14 protein-coding genes are annotated in these 15565 nt (G+C 72.3%); 2 read left to right on the forward strand and 12 right to left on the reverse strand.

Going from position 1 to position 15565, the window contains the following annotated elements:
- Positions 1–47 precede the first annotated feature (47 nt).
- Both H6693_10210 and H6693_10215 read left to right on the forward strand, forming a co-directional pair.
- Complete coding sequence (locus H6693_10210) at positions 48–935, forward strand: lysophospholipid acyltransferase family protein (GenBank protein MCB9516556.1); 888 nt, start codon at positions 48–50, stop codon at positions 933–935.
- Positions 935–2110, forward strand: a complete 1176-nt coding sequence (locus tag H6693_10215; protein ID MCB9516557.1) for a glycosyltransferase family 4 protein — start codon at positions 935–937, stop codon at positions 2108–2110. The genes H6693_10210 and H6693_10215 overlap by 1 nt, the downstream gene beginning before the upstream one ends.
- Here H6693_10215 and H6693_10220 read toward each other — a convergent pair.
- The 12 genes from H6693_10220 to H6693_10275 form a co-directional block, all read right to left on the reverse strand.
- On the reverse strand, positions 2107–3054 hold the full coding sequence (locus H6693_10220) for a hypothetical protein (protein MCB9516558.1): 948 nt from the start codon (positions 3052–3054) through the stop codon (positions 2107–2109). The two genes, H6693_10215 and H6693_10220, sit on opposite strands and share 4 nt — an antisense overlap.
- A gap of 11 nt (positions 3055–3065) precedes the next feature.
- Positions 3066–4475, reverse strand: coding sequence for an MBOAT family protein (locus tag H6693_10225; GenBank protein MCB9516559.1), 1410 nt, complete (start codon positions 4473–4475; stop codon positions 3066–3068).
- A 45-nt stretch (positions 4476–4520) separates the two neighbouring features.
- Positions 4521–5513, reverse strand: a complete 993-nt coding sequence (locus H6693_10230) for a GNAT family N-acetyltransferase (protein ID MCB9516560.1) — start codon at positions 5511–5513, stop codon at positions 4521–4523.
- Positions 5514–5646: 133 nt separating this feature from the next.
- On the reverse strand, positions 5647–7254 hold the full coding sequence (locus H6693_10235; GenBank protein MCB9516561.1) for a hypothetical protein: 1608 nt from the start codon (positions 7252–7254) through the stop codon (positions 5647–5649).
- A gap of 665 nt (positions 7255–7919) precedes the next feature.
- Complete coding sequence (locus H6693_10240) at positions 7920–8696, reverse strand: TIGR00159 family protein (protein MCB9516562.1); 777 nt, start codon at positions 8694–8696, stop codon at positions 7920–7922.
- Positions 8693–9514, reverse strand: coding sequence for a dihydropteroate synthase (gene folP / locus H6693_10245; GenBank protein MCB9516563.1), 822 nt, complete (start codon positions 9512–9514; stop codon positions 8693–8695). The genes H6693_10240 and folP overlap by 4 nt, the downstream gene beginning before the upstream one ends.
- Before the next feature lie 94 nt (positions 9515–9608).
- Complete coding sequence (locus H6693_10250; protein MCB9516564.1) at positions 9609–11537, reverse strand: ATP-dependent zinc metalloprotease FtsH; 1929 nt, start codon at positions 11535–11537, stop codon at positions 9609–9611.
- 213 nt (positions 11538–11750) lie between these two features.
- Positions 11751–12311 carry a hypoxanthine phosphoribosyltransferase gene (hpt, locus tag H6693_10255; protein MCB9516565.1) on the reverse strand — a complete coding sequence of 187 codons (561 nt, stop codon included), beginning with the start codon at positions 12309–12311 and terminating at the stop codon, positions 11751–11753.
- A 45-nt stretch (positions 12312–12356) separates the two neighbouring features.
- On the reverse strand, positions 12357–13763 hold the full coding sequence (gene tilS, locus H6693_10260) for a tRNA lysidine(34) synthetase TilS (GenBank protein ID MCB9516566.1): 1407 nt from the start codon (positions 13761–13763) through the stop codon (positions 12357–12359).
- 5 nt (positions 13764–13768) lie between these two features.
- Positions 13769–14266 carry a hypothetical protein gene (locus H6693_10265; protein ID MCB9516567.1) on the reverse strand — a complete coding sequence of 166 codons (498 nt, stop codon included), beginning with the start codon at positions 14264–14266 and terminating at the stop codon, positions 13769–13771.
- A 39-nt stretch (positions 14267–14305) separates the two neighbouring features.
- Positions 14306–14803, reverse strand: coding sequence for a hypothetical protein (locus H6693_10270; GenBank protein MCB9516568.1), 498 nt, complete (start codon positions 14801–14803; stop codon positions 14306–14308).
- 34 nt (positions 14804–14837) lie between these two features.
- Complete coding sequence (locus H6693_10275; GenBank protein MCB9516569.1) at positions 14838–15401, reverse strand: dihydrofolate reductase; 564 nt, start codon at positions 15399–15401, stop codon at positions 14838–14840.
- Between the last annotated feature and the right edge of the window lie 164 nt (positions 15402–15565).

Genomic DNA, 15565 nt, shown 5'->3' on the forward strand with positions numbered 1-15565 from the left:
GGAGGCCCTTTTTGCAGCCGCATCGCCCTCCGGCAACGGGAGCGAACGTGTCCACCCTGATCGCCCTCCGCCTCGGCCTGCTCGTGGCCCGCGTCCTGCCTCTCCCGCTGCTGGGAGCCGCGGCCGCGGGCCTGTGGCGCCTGGGCGGGCGGTTCTCGCCGCGCCGCCGCGTGGTGGCCGCGAACCTGGCGGCGGTGGCCGCGGCGGGCGGGCGCTCGGCGCGTCCCGGCGACGTCTTCGCCTGCTACGGCCGCTACTGGGCCGAGCTGCTCCACCTCGGCGCGGACCCGCGCCGCATCGAGCGCCTGGAGCGGCGCATCCGCGTGGAGGGCGGCGAGCACCTGGAGCGCGCGCTGGCGAAGGGCGGCATCTGCTTCCTGACGGCGCACCTGGGCAACTGGGATCTGCTGAGCCGCTGGGCGGCGCGGCACATTCCGTCGCCGGCGGCGCTGGCCGAGCGCCTGGAGCCCCCGGCGCTGTCGGCGTTCTTCATCGCCATGCGCGCGGCCGGCGGCGTGGCGACGCTGCACGCCGAGGGCTCGGGCCTCACGCTCTATCGCTACCTCAAGCAGGGCGGGATGCTGGGCGTGCTCGCCGATCGCGTCTTCGGACGCGGTACCGACGCCGGCGTCGGCGTGCGGGCCGTGCCCATGCTGGGCGGCGCGCGGCGTCTGCCCACGGCGGGCATCGAGCTCGCGCGGCGCTCGGGCGCGACGCTGCTGCCCATCTTTCTGCTGCGGGAGCGCGGCGGCTATGTTATCAAGGTGCTGCCGCCCCTCGCCGCCGAGACCGACCCCGTGACGGCCTTCGCGCGCGCGCTGGGGACGGCCATCGCCGACGACCCCGGCCAGTGGTGCGTGCTGTATCCTCTGCACGACGGCGACGCCCCGGCCTGGCCTGCCCCGTCCGGGCGCATGAAAGGAGCCGCGGCCTGATGAAGATCGGTGTGGTGAGCGAGTTCTACTACCCGCTGTGGGGGGGTGTCAGCGAGCACATCCGGGCCGTGGGCAACGCGCTCAAGGAGCGCGGGCACGACGTCACCGTGATCACCAGCCACATGCGCGGCGAGAGCAACAACCTGGGTCCGCGCGTCCTGCGCCTGGGCCGCAGCGTTCCGGTGCGCTACAACAACAGCCTGTCGCGCTTCAGCCTGGGCTGGCGGCTGGGCGGGGAGATGAAGGCCCTGCTCGAGGAGGAGGACTTCGACGTCCTCCACCTGCACAGCCCGCTGCAGCCGACGCTCACGCATCTCGCGCTGCGCCACGCGCGCTGTCCCGTGGTGGCGACCTTCCACAGCTACTACCCGCGCGACATGCTGGTGGAGGCCTTCCAGCTGCCGCTGCGGCGGCTGCTGCGCAAGGTGGACATCCGCGTGCCGGTGAGCGCGGCGGCCCTGCGCCCGGTGGAGCGCCTCTTTCCCGGCGACTATCGCATCATTCCCAACGGCGTGGACTACGACCTCTTCGCCAGCGCCGACAGCCTGACCCTGCCCGGCCTCGAGCCCGGCAAGCTGCGCATCCTCTTCGTGGGCGCGATGGTCAAGCGCAAGGGCCTGCCGCACCTGCTCGAGGCCTTCGCGCAGATCGGCGCCGAGCGCGACGACGTGGAGCTGCTGGTGGTGGGCGACGGGCCGGGGCGCCGCCGCGTGGAGCGCAGCCTCTCGCGCAAGGTCCGCGACCGCGTGCACTTCCTCGGTCCCGTCACCAAGCGCAGCAAGCTGGCCGGGTACTACGCGTCGGCGGACATCTTCTGCGCGCCGAGCCTGGGCCGCGAGAGCTTCGGCATGGTGCTGCTGGAGGCCATGGCCGCGGGCCTGCCCGTGGTGGGCTTCGACATCGAGGGCTACCGCGACGTCGTCACCCACGGCCGCGACGGGCTCCTCGTGCAGCCCGGCAACGCGCGGGCCCTGGGCGAGGCGCTGAAGTACTTCATCGACTCGCCCGAGTCGCGCCGCCGCTACGGCGAGCGCGGCCGCGCCAAGGCGCGCGACCTGGACTGGAACGCCATCGCGCTGCGCGTGGAGGGCGTCTACCGCGACGTGCTGGGCCAGCCGGAGGCGCTCGTGGACGACAAGGACAGCGACGAGGAACGCCTCGTGGTGGGCGTCTAGCGCTCGTCGTCGGCGAGCAGCGCCGCCACCGCGTCCGCCAGCAGCGACGAGTAGAGCCGCGCGCCCTCGGCGTCCAGGTGCGTCACGTCCCACCACAGGGACGGGTCCTCGAAATCCCCGCAGGTCGTCTGGTCGATGGCCACGTAGGCCGCGCCCTCCGCGCGCGCCAGGCTGGCGAGCAGGCGACGTCCCAGGACCTGCTTGGTGGACAGCCCGTCGGGGCGCCAGCGCGGCGCCGTGACGAAGAGCACGGCCTTGCCCGCGGCGCGCGCGTCGCGGATGAAGCCGCGGTAGGCATCCAGCACGTCCGGCACCGGGGGACCCGGGTCGGCGCCCCCGGGCGCGCCGGCCCGCCCCAGCGGCCCCACCCGAGGGGGCAGGGGCAGGAAGCCGTTCGCGGCGTCGGCGCCCGGGTCGGGCCGCAGCCGATGGGCGAGCATCGGCAGGAGCATCGAGTTGTAGCGGTAGAGGCCGGACGCCAGCTTGAGGCGCTCGAAGGGTCCTCGCTGGACCAGCAGGGCGTCCAGCACCGGCGATTCGCCCCAGAAGGGCGCCAGGGCCTGAAGCCGCTCGCTGTCCTCGCTCCAGAGATCCTCGAAGTCCAGCACCAGCACGAAGACCTTCGCCCGCGAGCCCCGCTCCAGCAGGAGTGCCTCGAGGCCGCGCGCGTAGCGCACGCCCTGGCCGCGGTTGCCCGCGTTCTGCGCGCTGAGTCCCAGCCGCGCGGCGAGCACGTCCGGGTCGACCTGGTAGACCGCGCGCGAGCTGCCGAAGACGAGCAGGTCGGCGTCGCGGTGCGCGAGGGCCAGGTTGGCCTGCCCGGCGACGATGCCCACCCGCGTCTCGGCGAAGAGCCGCGCGAGTGGTGGCGTCAGCGCCCGGTCCGTGACGACGAGCGCGGCCGCGAAGAGCAGCAGCAGGGCGAGGGGACGAACAGCGCGCACGCGGCCTCCCGTCAGAACTGGAAGTAGATGAACTGCGCGCCCTGCTCCACGCCGAAGAGCACGATGGCCAGCACGAGCCCGTAGCTCGCCGCCCAGCGCGCCCAGGCGGGGCGCCCGAGGATCCAGGCCGTCTCGCCCCGGCTGCGCTCCTGCACCAGCTCCACCAGCAGCAGCAGCGCCAGGCCCAGCGCGGCGTGGGCCAGCGTGTTCGGATCCACGAAGGGCGGCCCCCAGGCGCCGCGCGCCCCGGCCCAGCCGGCCAGCACGCGGAGCGCGCCGCCGAGATCCGGCGCGCGGAAGAACACCCAGCCCACGCTCACGAGCTGGAAGGTGAGGGCGACCCGCAGCCAGCGCCCCGGCAGCGCGGGGATGCGCGCGCGCCGCCACAGGTGGGCCAGCGCCAGCAGCGCGCCGTGGTAGGCGCCCCAGATGACGAAGGTCCAGTTCGCGCCGTGCCAGAGTCCCCCCAGCAGCATCGTGATGCCCAGGTTCAGCAGGGTGCGCGGCTCGCCGCGGCGGCTGCCGCCCAGGGGGATGTAGAGGTAGTCCCGCAGCCAGGTGGACAGGCTGATGTGCCAGCGCCGCCAGAACGCGACCATCCCCTCGCTGAAGTAGGGCCTGCGGAAGTTCTCCTCCAGCCGGTAGCCCAGCAGGCGCGCCGAGCCGATGGCGATGTCCGAGTAGGCGGAGAAGTCGCAGTAGATCTGCAGCGCGAAGAGCCAGGTGGCGAGCAGGTGGCTGGCCGGGTCGTGGCGCGCCAGGTTGCCGTAGACCGCGTCGACGTAGAGGCCGAGGCGGTCGGCGATGACGGTCTTCTTGAAGAGGCCCCAGAGGATGCGTTCGCCGCCTTCGGCCGCCAGTGCCCAGTGCATCCGCGGCGGGTCGGCGAGCTGTGGCAGCAGCCGGCGCGCCCGTTCGATGGGACCGGCCACGAGCTGCGGGAAGAAGCTCACGTAGAGCGCGAAGCGGCCGAGGTGTCGCTCCGGGGGCAGCTCGCCGCGCCAGACGTCGATGCTGTAGCCGAGCGTCTGGAAGGTGTAGAAGCTGATGCCCACCGGCAGCAGCAGGTGGCTGTCGGGCAGCTGCCAGTGCAGGCCGAGCGCGCCGGCGGCGAGCTGGGCCGTCTCGCGGAAGAAGCGCCAGTAGCGGAAGGTGAAGAGCAGGCCCAGGTTCACGACGAGGCTCGCGCCCAGCAGCAGCCGCCGCGACGCGGGCTCGCGCTGCGTGGCCAGCCCGCGCGCCACCGCGTAGTCGGTGAGCGTGGAGAACACGAGCAGGAGCACGTAGGCCGGATTCCAGCTCATGTAGAAGGCGTAGGAGGCCGCGAGCAGCACCGGCCAGTGCCAGCGCCGCGGCAGCGCGAGGCAGAGCAGCAGCACCGTCGCCAGGAAGAGGAGATAGGCGAGGGAGTTGAAGAGCATGCCGCACTCTAGCAAAGGGCGGCCGGAGCGCCACCGGGAATCGCGCTAGACGGTTTCCGGACGGGGCGGGTGCATCTGCAGCGCGGCGCTCTGCCAGTGCATATAGCCGAGCCGCGTGTAGAAGGGCAGGGTCTGGGGGTCGGTGAGCAGCACGATCTGGTAGATGTCCTTGAAGGGCTCCACCAGGCGGCGCATGAGCTCGGTGCCGTAGCCGCGGCCCTGGTGCTCGGGGTGGACCATCACGTCGCAGACGAAGAAGGTCGTGGCGCGATCGGTGATGCCCCGCGCGATGCCCACCAGCTGTCCGTTCACGCGCGCGGTCACGGCGAGGTCGCTGTTGCGCCAGGCGCCCTTGACCATCCGCGGGAAGCGGTGCCGCTGGTCGCCCACCGCTTCGTAGAGCGCGACGAGCTCCCGGGTGTCGAGTTCGCCGTCGCAGTCGAAGCAGGGTTCGTCCTCGATGGGTTCCTCGCGGATCGTGGTCAGGCGCCAGTCGCCGGGCTTCATCTCGAGGCGGGGGCCGATCCAGAGCGCCATGCCGAGGCCGTCGAGGAAGTAGTCCTCGCCGGTGCGCGTCTTCACGCGGTAGGCGGCGCGGCTGATGCCCTCCACCCGGAAGCCGAAGCGGCCGAAGAGCTCCAGGGCGCGCTGGTTCCAGGACAGGGTGCCCAGGTAGATGCGCCAGAAGCCCTCCTCCCGCGCGTGGTCGATGAGCCGCCGCATCAGCGCCGTGCCCACGCCCTTGCCTTGCCAGGCGGGGAGGATGTCGATGTGGAAGTGCAGGTTGTGCATCCGGTGGTAGTTGCCCGCCGCCGCCGGGTGCAGGCTGAGCGCGCCGACGATGGCGCCGTCGGCGAAGGCGGCCACGTAGCGCTCCGCCCGCTCGAACTCCGTGGGCTCCCGGTCGGTCAGCGAGAGGACGGTATTCGGCGGCCAGCCCGAGTCACGGGGCAGCGCCTCCAGGAAGGCCGGGAGTTCGGCGTGCCCGCGCCCGATGAGCTCGATGCGCAGCTTGTCCTGTAACTGCTTGTCCGTCAACGGAATCCCCTGAGATGTCGCCCAACGGCGGCCCCAGCCCACCGGCCTGTGCCCACGGATCGGATGCGATCAGCGTGCCGTATGGTGCGAGTTGGCGTGGAAATCGACAACGGAACGGATCAAGAAATCGCAATCACGGGCCGCAGCGCCAGGGCAGCAGGATCTGGAGATCGCGGCTGCCCTCCACGTGGTAGGTGGACGTGGCCGGCGTGGCCCCGGCGATCAGGTAGATCCGGCCCTCCAGCTCCACCGCGCTGGCCCCGCTGCGGGGGGCGGGCAGTGCGGGCAGGGCGTCCCAGCGCTCCTGGGCCAGGCTGTAGACCTCGCCGACGTCGCTGGCGCCGCTCACGCCCGTGCTGCCGCCCAGGACGTAGAGCTTGCCCTCGAGGAAGGCCGCGGCCGGCGCGACCCGGGCGGTGGGCATGGCCATCTCGTTGCGCCAGAAGTCGCTGAAGGGATTGTAGCTCTCGATGCGGGCGCTGGGCGTGGCGCCGTCGGTGGTGCCGCCCACCGAGAAGAGCTTGCCGTCCAGCTGCTCCGGCGTGTCCCAGGCGGTGGCGCCGCCCAGCCAGGCGCGGGTCTGCCCCATGAAGTGGGTGACGTCCATGGAGAAGGAGTCGTTGACGGTGTTGTAGATCAGCGTGGTGTCGTTGATGCCCGTCGCGCCGATGCCGCCGAAGAGCATGATCGAGTCGCAGCAGGCGGTGGTGCCGCCCACGCGCAGCGCCGCGAAGCCCCGCTTGCGGGTGGGCATCCGGTGCTTGGGCAGGTCGGGGAAGGTGGTCCAGCTGTCGGCGGCCGGGTCGTAGATCTCCACCTTCGGGAAGACGCTGTCGGTGACCGTCACGCCGCCCATCACGTAGATGAGATCGCCCATGGTCAGGGCGCGCGCGCCCCAGCGCGGCGAGGGCAGCGGACTGCCCGCGCTCCAGCTGTCGCTGCCGGGGTCGTAGATCTCGGTGCTGCCCACCACGCCGCGGCCGTGACGTCCGCCGAAGACGTAGAGCCGACCGTTCCAGGCCGCCGCCGCCTGATCGGCGCGCGCCTCGGCGAGCGAGGCGCCGCTCACCCAGGCCGGCGGCGAGCCGACGATGACGGTCAGGGTGAGGCGCTCCACGTGCGCGTCGTTGTCGCTGGCGCCGAAGACCACGAGGTAGCGGCCGGGCTCGTCGTAGGTGACGTCCAGCGCGAGCGTGATGCTGTCGGTGTAGGTCTGGCTGAGCTCGGCGTTGCCGTCGCCGCCCAGGTCCCAGAAGGCGCGGCGGCCGGCGTCGTCCTCGGCGTGGCCCACGAGCGTGAAGGTCTCGCCGCAGGCCACCGTGTCCGGCGCGCTCGCGGTGAGCAGCGGGACGCCGTCGGTCACCGCCACCGGCGTGGTCGCGCGGTAGAGGCGGTTCTGCACGGTCGTGACCTGCAGCGTGGCCACGTAGTCGTCCGCGCGGGAGTAGGTGTGGATCACCGCGACGCTGTCGCCGCCGAAGCCGGGGTTCACCCACTCGGCGTCGAAGATGCCGTCGGAGTTGAAGTCCCAGGAGTGGCGGGCCACGTCACCGGGGGCGCCGGTGTAGACGCCGAGGAAGACGAGCGTGTCGCCGATGGTGCCGCGCAGGCTGTCGGGCGTGATCACGTGGACGCCCGGCGTGCTCACCTTCTCCTCGCAGGCGCCGAGGAAGAGGGCCAGAACCGCGGTGACGAGCAGGGCGGCCAGGACCGCGCTGTTGGGCTTGGGCTGCAGACGCATGGAAACCTCGCTGGCGGCCGCGCGGACGCTCGGGTCGTCGCTCGCCAACCCGGCCGGCCCGGGGACGAGCCGCCCTACCCTAGCGCCTTGGCCGGGCGGACTCAAGCCCCTCGACGCGCTCCGCCGCCGCCGTGGACAGCGCGCCCGCGCGCCGCGCCCGCCGGTTGACGCCCCCCGCGCCCCCGCCTCCACGCCGCGCGCGCAACTGACGCAGGCGCAGGACTTCCCCGGGCCCGCCGCCCTGGTCCGCCGCCTGCAATGTCCCGCGCGTGGAGGGCGTCAGGCGACAGGCACCGGCAATCGCCGACGGTTCAGCAGCGCGGCTCGCGGCCTGGCGCTCTCCCACGGACGGGCGGCCCGCGGCCCGGCTCGCACCGGGCCCGCCGCCTGTCCGACCGTGGCCTTGCCGGATCCGGCGGGCGAGCGGCCCAGGGTGCAGGGGGATCTGGGAGGAATCGCCCTGCGGGCGTGGCGCCGCTTTCGCCGGGCCGCTGGACCCGCCGCCTTCGGGCGCGGCCGGTGCTGGGCGTGGCGTGGGGGACCGGCCTCGGCCGGACGTCCGCCCGTCGCCGTCGCGCCGGGGTCCAGCGCGAGGACCGGAGCGCTGCCTTCCGGTCCGCCCGTCGGGGTGCGTCACCCCGCCGGATCCGGGTTCTGTCGTGGGGTCAGGCGGCGGCGCCGCGCTCGCTGGCCTCGGGCTGGAGCTTGGCGATGAGCATCTTGCGCAGGCCGGCCACGTCGAGGTCGCGCTCGAGCATGCCCGCCTCGGCCAGGCTGATGGTGCGCGTCTCCTCGCTCACCACCACCACGAGGGCGTCGGTCTCCTCGGTGATGCCGATGGCCGCCCGGTGCCGCGTGCCCAGCACGCGGCTGAGGTTGGGGTCCTGGGACAGCGGCAAAATGACCCGCGCCGCCACCAGCGTGCCCTCGTTGACGATCACGGCGCCGTCGTGCAGTGGCGAGGGCGGCGTGAAGATCGTCTCGATGAGATCCGCGTTCACCGCCGCGTTCACCAGCACGCCGTTCTCGGCGTAGTTGCGCAGGCCCATCTCGCGCTCGAGCACGATCAGCGCGCCCAGGCCCGAGCGCGCGAGCCCTTCGACGGCGCGGGTGATCTCCTGGATGTAGCCCACGTCCTTCTCGACCTTGAGGAAGAGGCCCACGATGCGGTTCCGTCCCAGCTGGGCCAGCGCGCTGCGCAGCTCGTGCTGGAACAGGACGATGAACGCGATCACCCACACCGTGCGCAGGTTGCTGAGGATCCAGTTGAGCGTGGTCAGGCCGATCCACTGGGCCAGGAGGCTGGCGATCAGGATGACGAGGAACCCGTTCAGCATGAGCGCGGCGCGGGTGCCGCGCACCAGGATGTAGAGGCGGTAGAAGATGAAGGCCACCACGAGGATGTCCAGCACGTTCAGGACGGTGAACAGGAGCTCGTTCAAGGCGCGCCTTTCTCGCTGCGCTCACGGGTCGATGGCGTCGACCCCGGGTTCAGGGCCAGCCAGGCGGCGAGGAAGCGCCGCGTGGCCTCCACGTCGTGCACTCGCAGGATCCGTGCCCCCGCCTCGGCGGCGCGCCCCGCCGCCGCCAGGCTGGCGGCGAGGCGACGCGTGGGGTCGGGCTCGTCCGTCAGCCGGCCGAGGAAGGACTTGCGGCTCGCGCCCACCAGGAGGGGCACGCCCAGGGCGTGCAGTTCCTCCAGGCGGCGCAGGATGGCCAGGTTGTCCTCCAGGCGCTTGCCGAAGCCGAGGCCCGGATCCGCCACCAGCCGGTCGCCGGCGATGCCCGCGTCGCGCGCCGCAGCGAGGCGCCCGGCCAGCCAGTCGGCGATCTCCGCCACGGGGTCGCCGTAGCGGGGATCATCCTGCATGGTCTCGGGACTTCCCTGCATGTGCATGAGCACCAGGGCCGCCCCGCTCGCCGCCACCGTGCCCGCCATGGCCGGATCACCTAGGGCGGAGATGTCGTTCACGATCTGCGCGCCCGCCTCCAGGGCGGCCGCGGCCACCGACGCCTTGCGCGTGTCCACGGACACGGGGACGTCGGTCGAGCGCGCCAGGGCCCGGATCACCGGGACGACCCGGCGCGCCTCCTCGTCCGCGGGCACGGGCCGCGCCCCCGGACGGGTGGACTCGCCGCCCACGTCCAGGATCGCGGCGCCCTCGTCCACGAGGCGGAGGCCCTGCTCGACGGCGCGGGCCGGATCGGCCCAGCGCCCGCCGTCGGAAAAGCTGTCGGGGGTGACGTTCAGGATGCCCATGATCCGCGGCGCGCGCTCGAAACTAAGCGCGCCCCGGGGCAGGGTCAAGGATTTCGGCAGGGCGGGAGCTCCGGGGCCGGGGTCCACCGCCACCTCAGTCGCTCGAGCGCTCGGGACCTTCCGAGCCGGCACGGTCTCCGTCGGGGATCAGATCGAGCTGACCGCCGTCGCCGTTGCCGTCCGGACCGTGCTCGCGGCGCCGGGCCTCTTCGAGCACCTGGTCGATGCGCTCGCCCCGGCTGACCTCCTGCTCCTCCTTGCGCCGGCGGGCCGCCTCGGCGGCGTCGCGGTCGAAGGGCGGGAGCGTCTCGCCGCGCATGACCATGAGCACCTCGTCGCCCGTCAGCGTCTCGCGCTCGAGCAGGGCGTCGGCGAGGGCGTCGAGGGCCGCGCGCTGCTCGCGCAGGATCTCCGTCGCGCGCTGCAGGCAGCTGTCCACGAGGCGGCGCACCTCCTCGTCGATGAGCTGCGCCGTGCGCTCGCTGAAGTTCTGATGGTGCTGGAGCGAACGGCCGAGGAAGACCATCTCCTCGTTCTCGCCGTAGGCGATGGGCCCGAGCGTGTCGCTCATGCCCCAGCGCGTCACCATGGTGCGCGCGATGCTCGTGATGCGCTGGATGTCGCTCTGCGGGCCGCTGGTGTGCCGCCCGTAGACCAGGTTCTCCGCCACCAGGCCGCCCAGGGCCATGGTGATCTGGTCGAGCAGGTAGTCGCGGTCGCGGTACATCAGCTTCTCTTCGTTGGGCAGGAAGTGCGTGACGCCCCCGGCCATGCCCCGCGCGACGATCGTGACCTTGTGCAGAGTGTCGGCGTGCTCCAGCTCGCAGCCGAGGATCGCGTGGCCCGCCTCGTGGTAGGCCGTCTTGCGGCGGGTCTCGTCGCTGAGCACGCGGCTGCGGCGCTCGGGGCCGATCATCACCTTGTCGCGGGCCTCGTCGAAGTCCACCATGTAGACCTTGTCGTGGTTCAGCCGCGCGGCGAGCAGCGCCGCCTCGTTGACGATGTTCGCCAGCTCCGCGCCGCTCAGGCCCGGCGTGCCCTGGGCGAGCACCTTCACGTTGACGTCGTCCGCCACCGGCACGTTGCGCATGTGCACGCGCAGGATGCCCTCGCGGCCCTTGACGTCGGGCATGTCCACCACGATCTGCCGGTCGAAGCGGCCCGGGCGCAGCAGCGCCGGGTCGAGCACGTCAGGGCGGTTGGTGGCCGCCAGCAGGATGACGCCCTCGCTGGTGTCGAAGCCGTCCATCTCCACGAGCAGCTGGTTGAGGGTCTGCTCGCGCTCGTCGTGGCCGCCGCCCAGGCCGGCGCCGCGGTGGCGGCCGACGGCGTCGAGCTCGTCCACGAAGATGATGCAGGGGGCGTTCTTCTTGCCCTGCTCGAAGAGGTCGCGCACGCGGCTCGCGCCCACGCCGACGAACATCTCCACGAAGTCCGAGCCGCTCATCGAGTAGAAGGGCACCCGCGCCTCGCCGGCCACGGCCTTGGCGAGCAGCGTCTTGCCCGTGCCGGGCGGTCCCACCAGCAGCGCGCCGCGGGGGATACGCGCGCCCATCCGCTTGAACTTCTTCGGGTCGCTGAGGAACTCGACGATCTCGTTGAGTTCGACCTTCGCCTCCTCGGCGCCGGCCACGTCCTCGAAGGTGACGCGCGGCTTGTCGCCGCCCACCAGCTTCGCGCGGCTCTTGCCGAAGCTGAACGCGCGGTTGCTGCCGCCCTGCATCTGGCGGATGAAGAAGAACCACAGCAGCACGAGCAGCAGGATCGGCGCCCAGTAGATCAGCGTGCCCCACCAGTTCACGCCCTCGGGCTTGGTGGTGATGACGATCGGATGCGTGTCGGTGGAGTGCTTGCGGATGGCCTCGAGCATGTCGAAGCCCGGGTCGCGCAGGTGCAGCGTGAAGCGCTCCACCTCCACCGCCTCGCCGTGCTGGGTGATGGACACGCTCTTGCGGAAGCGCCCCTTCACCGTGTCGCCGACGAAGTCCACTTCCTTCAGGTTGTCCGCATCGAGCTCGTCCATGAAGCGCGTGTAGGAGATGGGGTATTCCTGCGGCTTGCCGTAGTTGATGAGCTGTACGGCGATGAAGAGCAGGATCACCATGAGGAACCAGAAGCTCATCGTGCGCATCGGGCGCGGCATCTGGGGGCCGGCTCCGCCGGAGCGTCCGGGCCGCTTGCCGTTGTCGCTCATCCTCGTCCTTTCGCGTCGCGTCGCCCTCGCAGGGGGCGGCGCTCAGGCCTGATCGGGGTCGATGACCGCCAGGTAGGGAAGGTTGCGGTAGAGCTGGTTGTAGTCCAGCCCGTAGCCCACCACGAACTCGTTCTCGATGGGGAAGCCCACCAGCTCGATGGGCACCTCCACCTGGCGCGCGTCGCGCTTGTCCAGCAGCGAACACACCATCAGGCTCGCCGGGTTCCGCAGGCTCAGGTGCTCGCGGATGTAGGCCAGCGTGAGACCCGTGTCCACGATGTCCTCCACCAGCACCACGTGCCGACCCTCGATGTTCTTGCTCAGGTCCTGGACGATCTGCACCGTCCCGCTGCTGTGCGCGCCCTCGTAGCTGCGCACGAGCATGAAGTCCACCTCGTGGGGGATGCGGGTGGCGCGGGTCAGGTCCGCCAGGAAGATGAACCCGCCCCGCAGCAGGGTCACCAGCACCGGACGCTGCCCCTCGTAGCGGCGGGCCAGCTCGGCGCCCAGCTCCTGCACGCGCGTCTGGATCTGCTTCTCCGTCAGGAGGATGCGCGCAACCTTGGTCTCGTCTGCCAGCTTTCTCTCCTCCGCCCGGGCCATGGCCCCTCCTGCGCCGGTGTCTGTGGCCGCTCGATCCGCAACATACTAGGCACTGGGACCTTCCAGGTCCAGACAAAGGCAGCGGCGAGTTTGCGGCGTCACGGGGGCGATGTCGCTGCGCGCCAGCCCGGGCAGCCAGAGCGGGCGCGCGTGGCTGTCCAGCAGAACCGGCCAGCGCTCCCGGTATTCACCGGGGATCCTGTGGTCGCTGAAGAAGCGTTTCAGGGAGCGCCGGCCCGGGCCCCCGAGCGTGCGCATGGTCGTGGGGGGCGGGGGCGTCACCAGGCGGAGGGGGCCGTCGAGGCGATCCGCGTCGAAGTGGGCGGTGCGCGGCGACCCCGGCGCCGCGGCGTCGCCCCAGCGGACCTGGAGCGCCCAGCCGGCGCCCAGGTCGAGACGGGCCGGCGCCAGGGGGAGGTCGATGCCCCCGGGGGGCAGCGCGGCCTGGACCAGTCCCGCGGGCACGGCGCCCCGCTCGCCCCGGCGCCGAAGGACGAGGGCGTCCCCCACGAGCGCCGCCTCCCAGCCGCCGGACAGCTCCACCGTTGCGTTCGTGGGCTCCGGCAGGCGCGCGAGCAGGCGCTCGACGGCCTCGCCATCGAAGCGCTGCCGCGCGCCGAGCGCACGCAGCAGGGCGCGCCGGGCCAGGACCGCCGGCAGGGCCGCGAGCAGCCGCCGATCGAGCACCGGCGCCCGCAGGGCCTCGTCGTCGAGGCCAGCCGCGGCCAGCTGCGCGTCCAGGTAGCGGGCGACCTCGGCCATCTGGGCCATCAGGCGACTCGCGCCCGCCTCGGGCCTGGCGCCGTAGTCCCGCTCCAGCAGCGGTAGCAGCTCGTGCCGGATGCGATTGCGACGGAGACTCCGGTCGTCGTTGCTGGGGTCCTCCACCCAGCCGAGCCCACGGGCGCGCAGCCAGCCGCGCAGCTCCTCGCGGCGGAAGTCGAGGAGCGGACGCAGCACTCGCAGGGGCGAACCGGGGGCGAGCGCCCGGCTCGCGGGCAGAGGGGTCAGACCGTTCAGGCCCGTGCCGCGCAGCAGCCAGAGCCAGAGGGTTTCGACGCGGTCGTCGGCCGTGTGGCCGGTGAGGACGGCCCCCGCCCCGCAGTCCGCCGCCAGCTCGCCCAGCGCGGCGTAGCGCGCCCGACGCGCCTCGGCCTCCAGGTTGCCCTCGTTCGGAACCTCCAGGCGCCGCCGCAGCACCGGCAGGCCCATTCGCTCGCCGAGGTCGGCCACGGCGTCGCCCTCGGCGGCCGACCCGGGGCGCAGGCCGTGGTCCAGGTGGGCCAGATGGACCCGCACGCCGAGCGCCGGCGCGGCATCGGCCGTGAGCGCGGCCAGGGCCACGCTGTCGCCGCCGCCGGAGCAGGCCACGAGCAGCGGCGCGCGGCGGCCGGGCGGAGGCAGCAGGGCCTCGAGGGCGGGGGCGAAGCGGACTTCGAGGAAGGCGTGCATCGCCGCTACTCGACGCGCACGTAGGTGAAGTCGTAGGCGTCGGTCCAGGTCGCGCCGCCGTCCTTCGACTGGCGCGAGACCTGGCGGACGGTGCCGTCGGCATTGTTGAAGAGCGTCATCGTGCGCAGGATGCGCTGGCCGCCCGCGCGGTGCGACTCACCCTCGAAGCGCATGGCGCCGTCCGTGTACTCGCCGGAGAACTCGCTGACGTTCCCCAGGCAGTCCACCCAGGTCTGCCGCCAGCGTTTCGTCACCGGGTCGAAGAAGTTGATGCTCCGGCCGGTGTAGCCGTCGCCCTGGGCGTAGGACTCGTGGACGATGCAGTCGCCCGTGTCGCGCGTGATGCGATTCGTGCCCACCAGCGAGTCGCCGTCGAGGACGTTCCAGGTGCCGAGCCAGAAGTCGAACTGCCGCCACGCGGGTTGGTCGGTGCAGGGCGAGGCGACGGCTGCGGCGCTGAGCGCGGCGAGCAGGGCGAGTGCGGGAAGGATCGGGTTGCGCATGCGGGGGCCTCCGGGGCTGTGGGGGCGGGGAGGTCGGCCCTAGTAGAATCGCTCACCCCAGTACACGATGCCAATGCCAAGTGGCGCGACGACGACCACGCTCGCCGGCGAGAGGAAGGGAGGTATCAGGCTCGTGCGGTCGCCGCCCCTCCCGTAGCCGAGCCCCGGGGGCGGGTCCAGGGCGCACCAGACGAAGAGCGTGTCGGCGTCCCAGCGGTGATCGAGGACGGCGCGCGAGTCGGGCTCGTAGGTGTAGCCGCGGATCTCGAGCCGGAGCTCGAGCGAATCCCCCGCATAGAGGGAGTAGATCGTGGAGTCGTAGCGCGCCGTGCCGGCCTCGCCGGCCGAGATCGTCTCGAACACGAGGAACGGCGTTTCGCTCTCCAGGGCGACGGTGAGCGTGTCCGCGTAGTGGATCGCGTAGCGGGTGGCTCCGGGGATCCGCGACTCGGCGCAACCCGACAGGACCGCGCCCAGGACCAGCGCAACCAGCGCCGGGCCACCGAGACTGCGCTGCCATTCACGGCCAGCCTGCACGGCGAGACTCCCTTGGCGGCGAGACTCCTTGATTCTAGCCCATTGGCCGCGCCACGCGGTAGTGCAAGCGGACGAAGACGTCCCCCCAGGCCCGCGCCGAGACCAGCTCCAGCGGCGGCGTCGCCACGCGCCGCGGCAGCAGCGGCGCGCCGGCGCCGAGGGTGACCGGCGCGATCGTGACGATCAGCGCGTCCAGCAAGCCCGCATCCAGGAACTGTCCGGCCAGCTCGCCGCCGCCGACGATCCACAGGTCCTTGCCCGCGGCGGCGTCCAGCATGTCACGATGCACGGGGCGGACATCCCCGCGCACGAAGCGCAGGTCGGCGTCGGGCAGGTCCGGCAGGCTGCGCGTGCTGAAGACCCAGCAGGGCTGCGCGTAGGGCCAGGGCTGGGCCTCGCCGTCCGGCGGTCGCACCGCGTTGGCCAGCACCCACTCGTAGGTGTGGGCGCCCATGGCCAGCGCGCCGACGCTGGCGATGAAGTCCTCGTAGTCGCCGCCCTCGGGATCGCCGAACTGCAGCAGCCAGTCCAGGCCGTGCCCGGCATCGGCGATGAAGCCGTCCAGGCTGGCGGCCGTGTAGTAGACGGTTTTCGCCATGGTCGCTGAAACCCCCCAAAGCGCAGGAGACGGCCGCCTCATCCGCCGCCACGAAGGGTCGCCACTATGGGCGAAGCTCCCGGCCGGCGTGGGGCCGATTGCGCTTGCCAACTTTGCAGGGCCTTATGACCTTCTGTAAAGCCGCTCCTTGTGCCGCCGAAAAT

The organism is Candidatus Latescibacterota bacterium (assembly GCA_020633725.1).
In the GTDB taxonomy this organism is placed as follows: domain Bacteria; phylum Krumholzibacteriota; class Krumholzibacteriia; order JACNKJ01; family JACNKJ01; genus VGXI01.

Bases quoted from the DNA above. Each gene is read 5' to 3' on its own strand.
- H6693_10275 (MCB9516569.1), bottom strand. From the start codon at position 15,401: ATGGCGAAAACCGTCTACTACACGGCCGCCAGCCTGGACGGCTTCATC.
- folP (MCB9516563.1), bottom strand. From the start codon at position 9,514: ATGGGCATCCTGAACGTCACCCCCGACAGCTTTTCCGACGGCGGGCGC.
- H6693_10225 (MCB9516559.1), bottom strand. From the start codon at position 4,475: ATGCTCTTCAACTCCCTCGCCTATCTCCTCTTCCTGGCGACGGTGCTG.
- H6693_10235 (MCB9516561.1), bottom strand. From the start codon at position 7,254: ATGCGTCTGCAGCCCAAGCCCAACAGCGCGGTCCTGGCCGCCCTGCTC.
- H6693_10250 (MCB9516564.1), bottom strand. From the start codon at position 11,537: ATGGACGAGCTCGATGCGGACAACCTGAAGGAAGTGGACTTCGTCGGC.
- hpt (MCB9516565.1), bottom strand. From the start codon at position 12,311: ATGGCCCGGGCGGAGGAGAGAAAGCTGGCAGACGAGACCAAGGTTGCG.
- H6693_10215 (MCB9516557.1), top strand. From the start codon at position 935: ATGAAGATCGGTGTGGTGAGCGAGTTCTACTACCCGCTGTGGGGGGGT.
- tilS (MCB9516566.1), bottom strand. From the start codon at position 13,763: ATGCACGCCTTCCTCGAAGTCCGCTTCGCCCCCGCCCTCGAGGCCCTG.
- H6693_10265 (MCB9516567.1), bottom strand. From the start codon at position 14,266: ATGCGCAACCCGATCCTTCCCGCACTCGCCCTGCTCGCCGCGCTCAGC.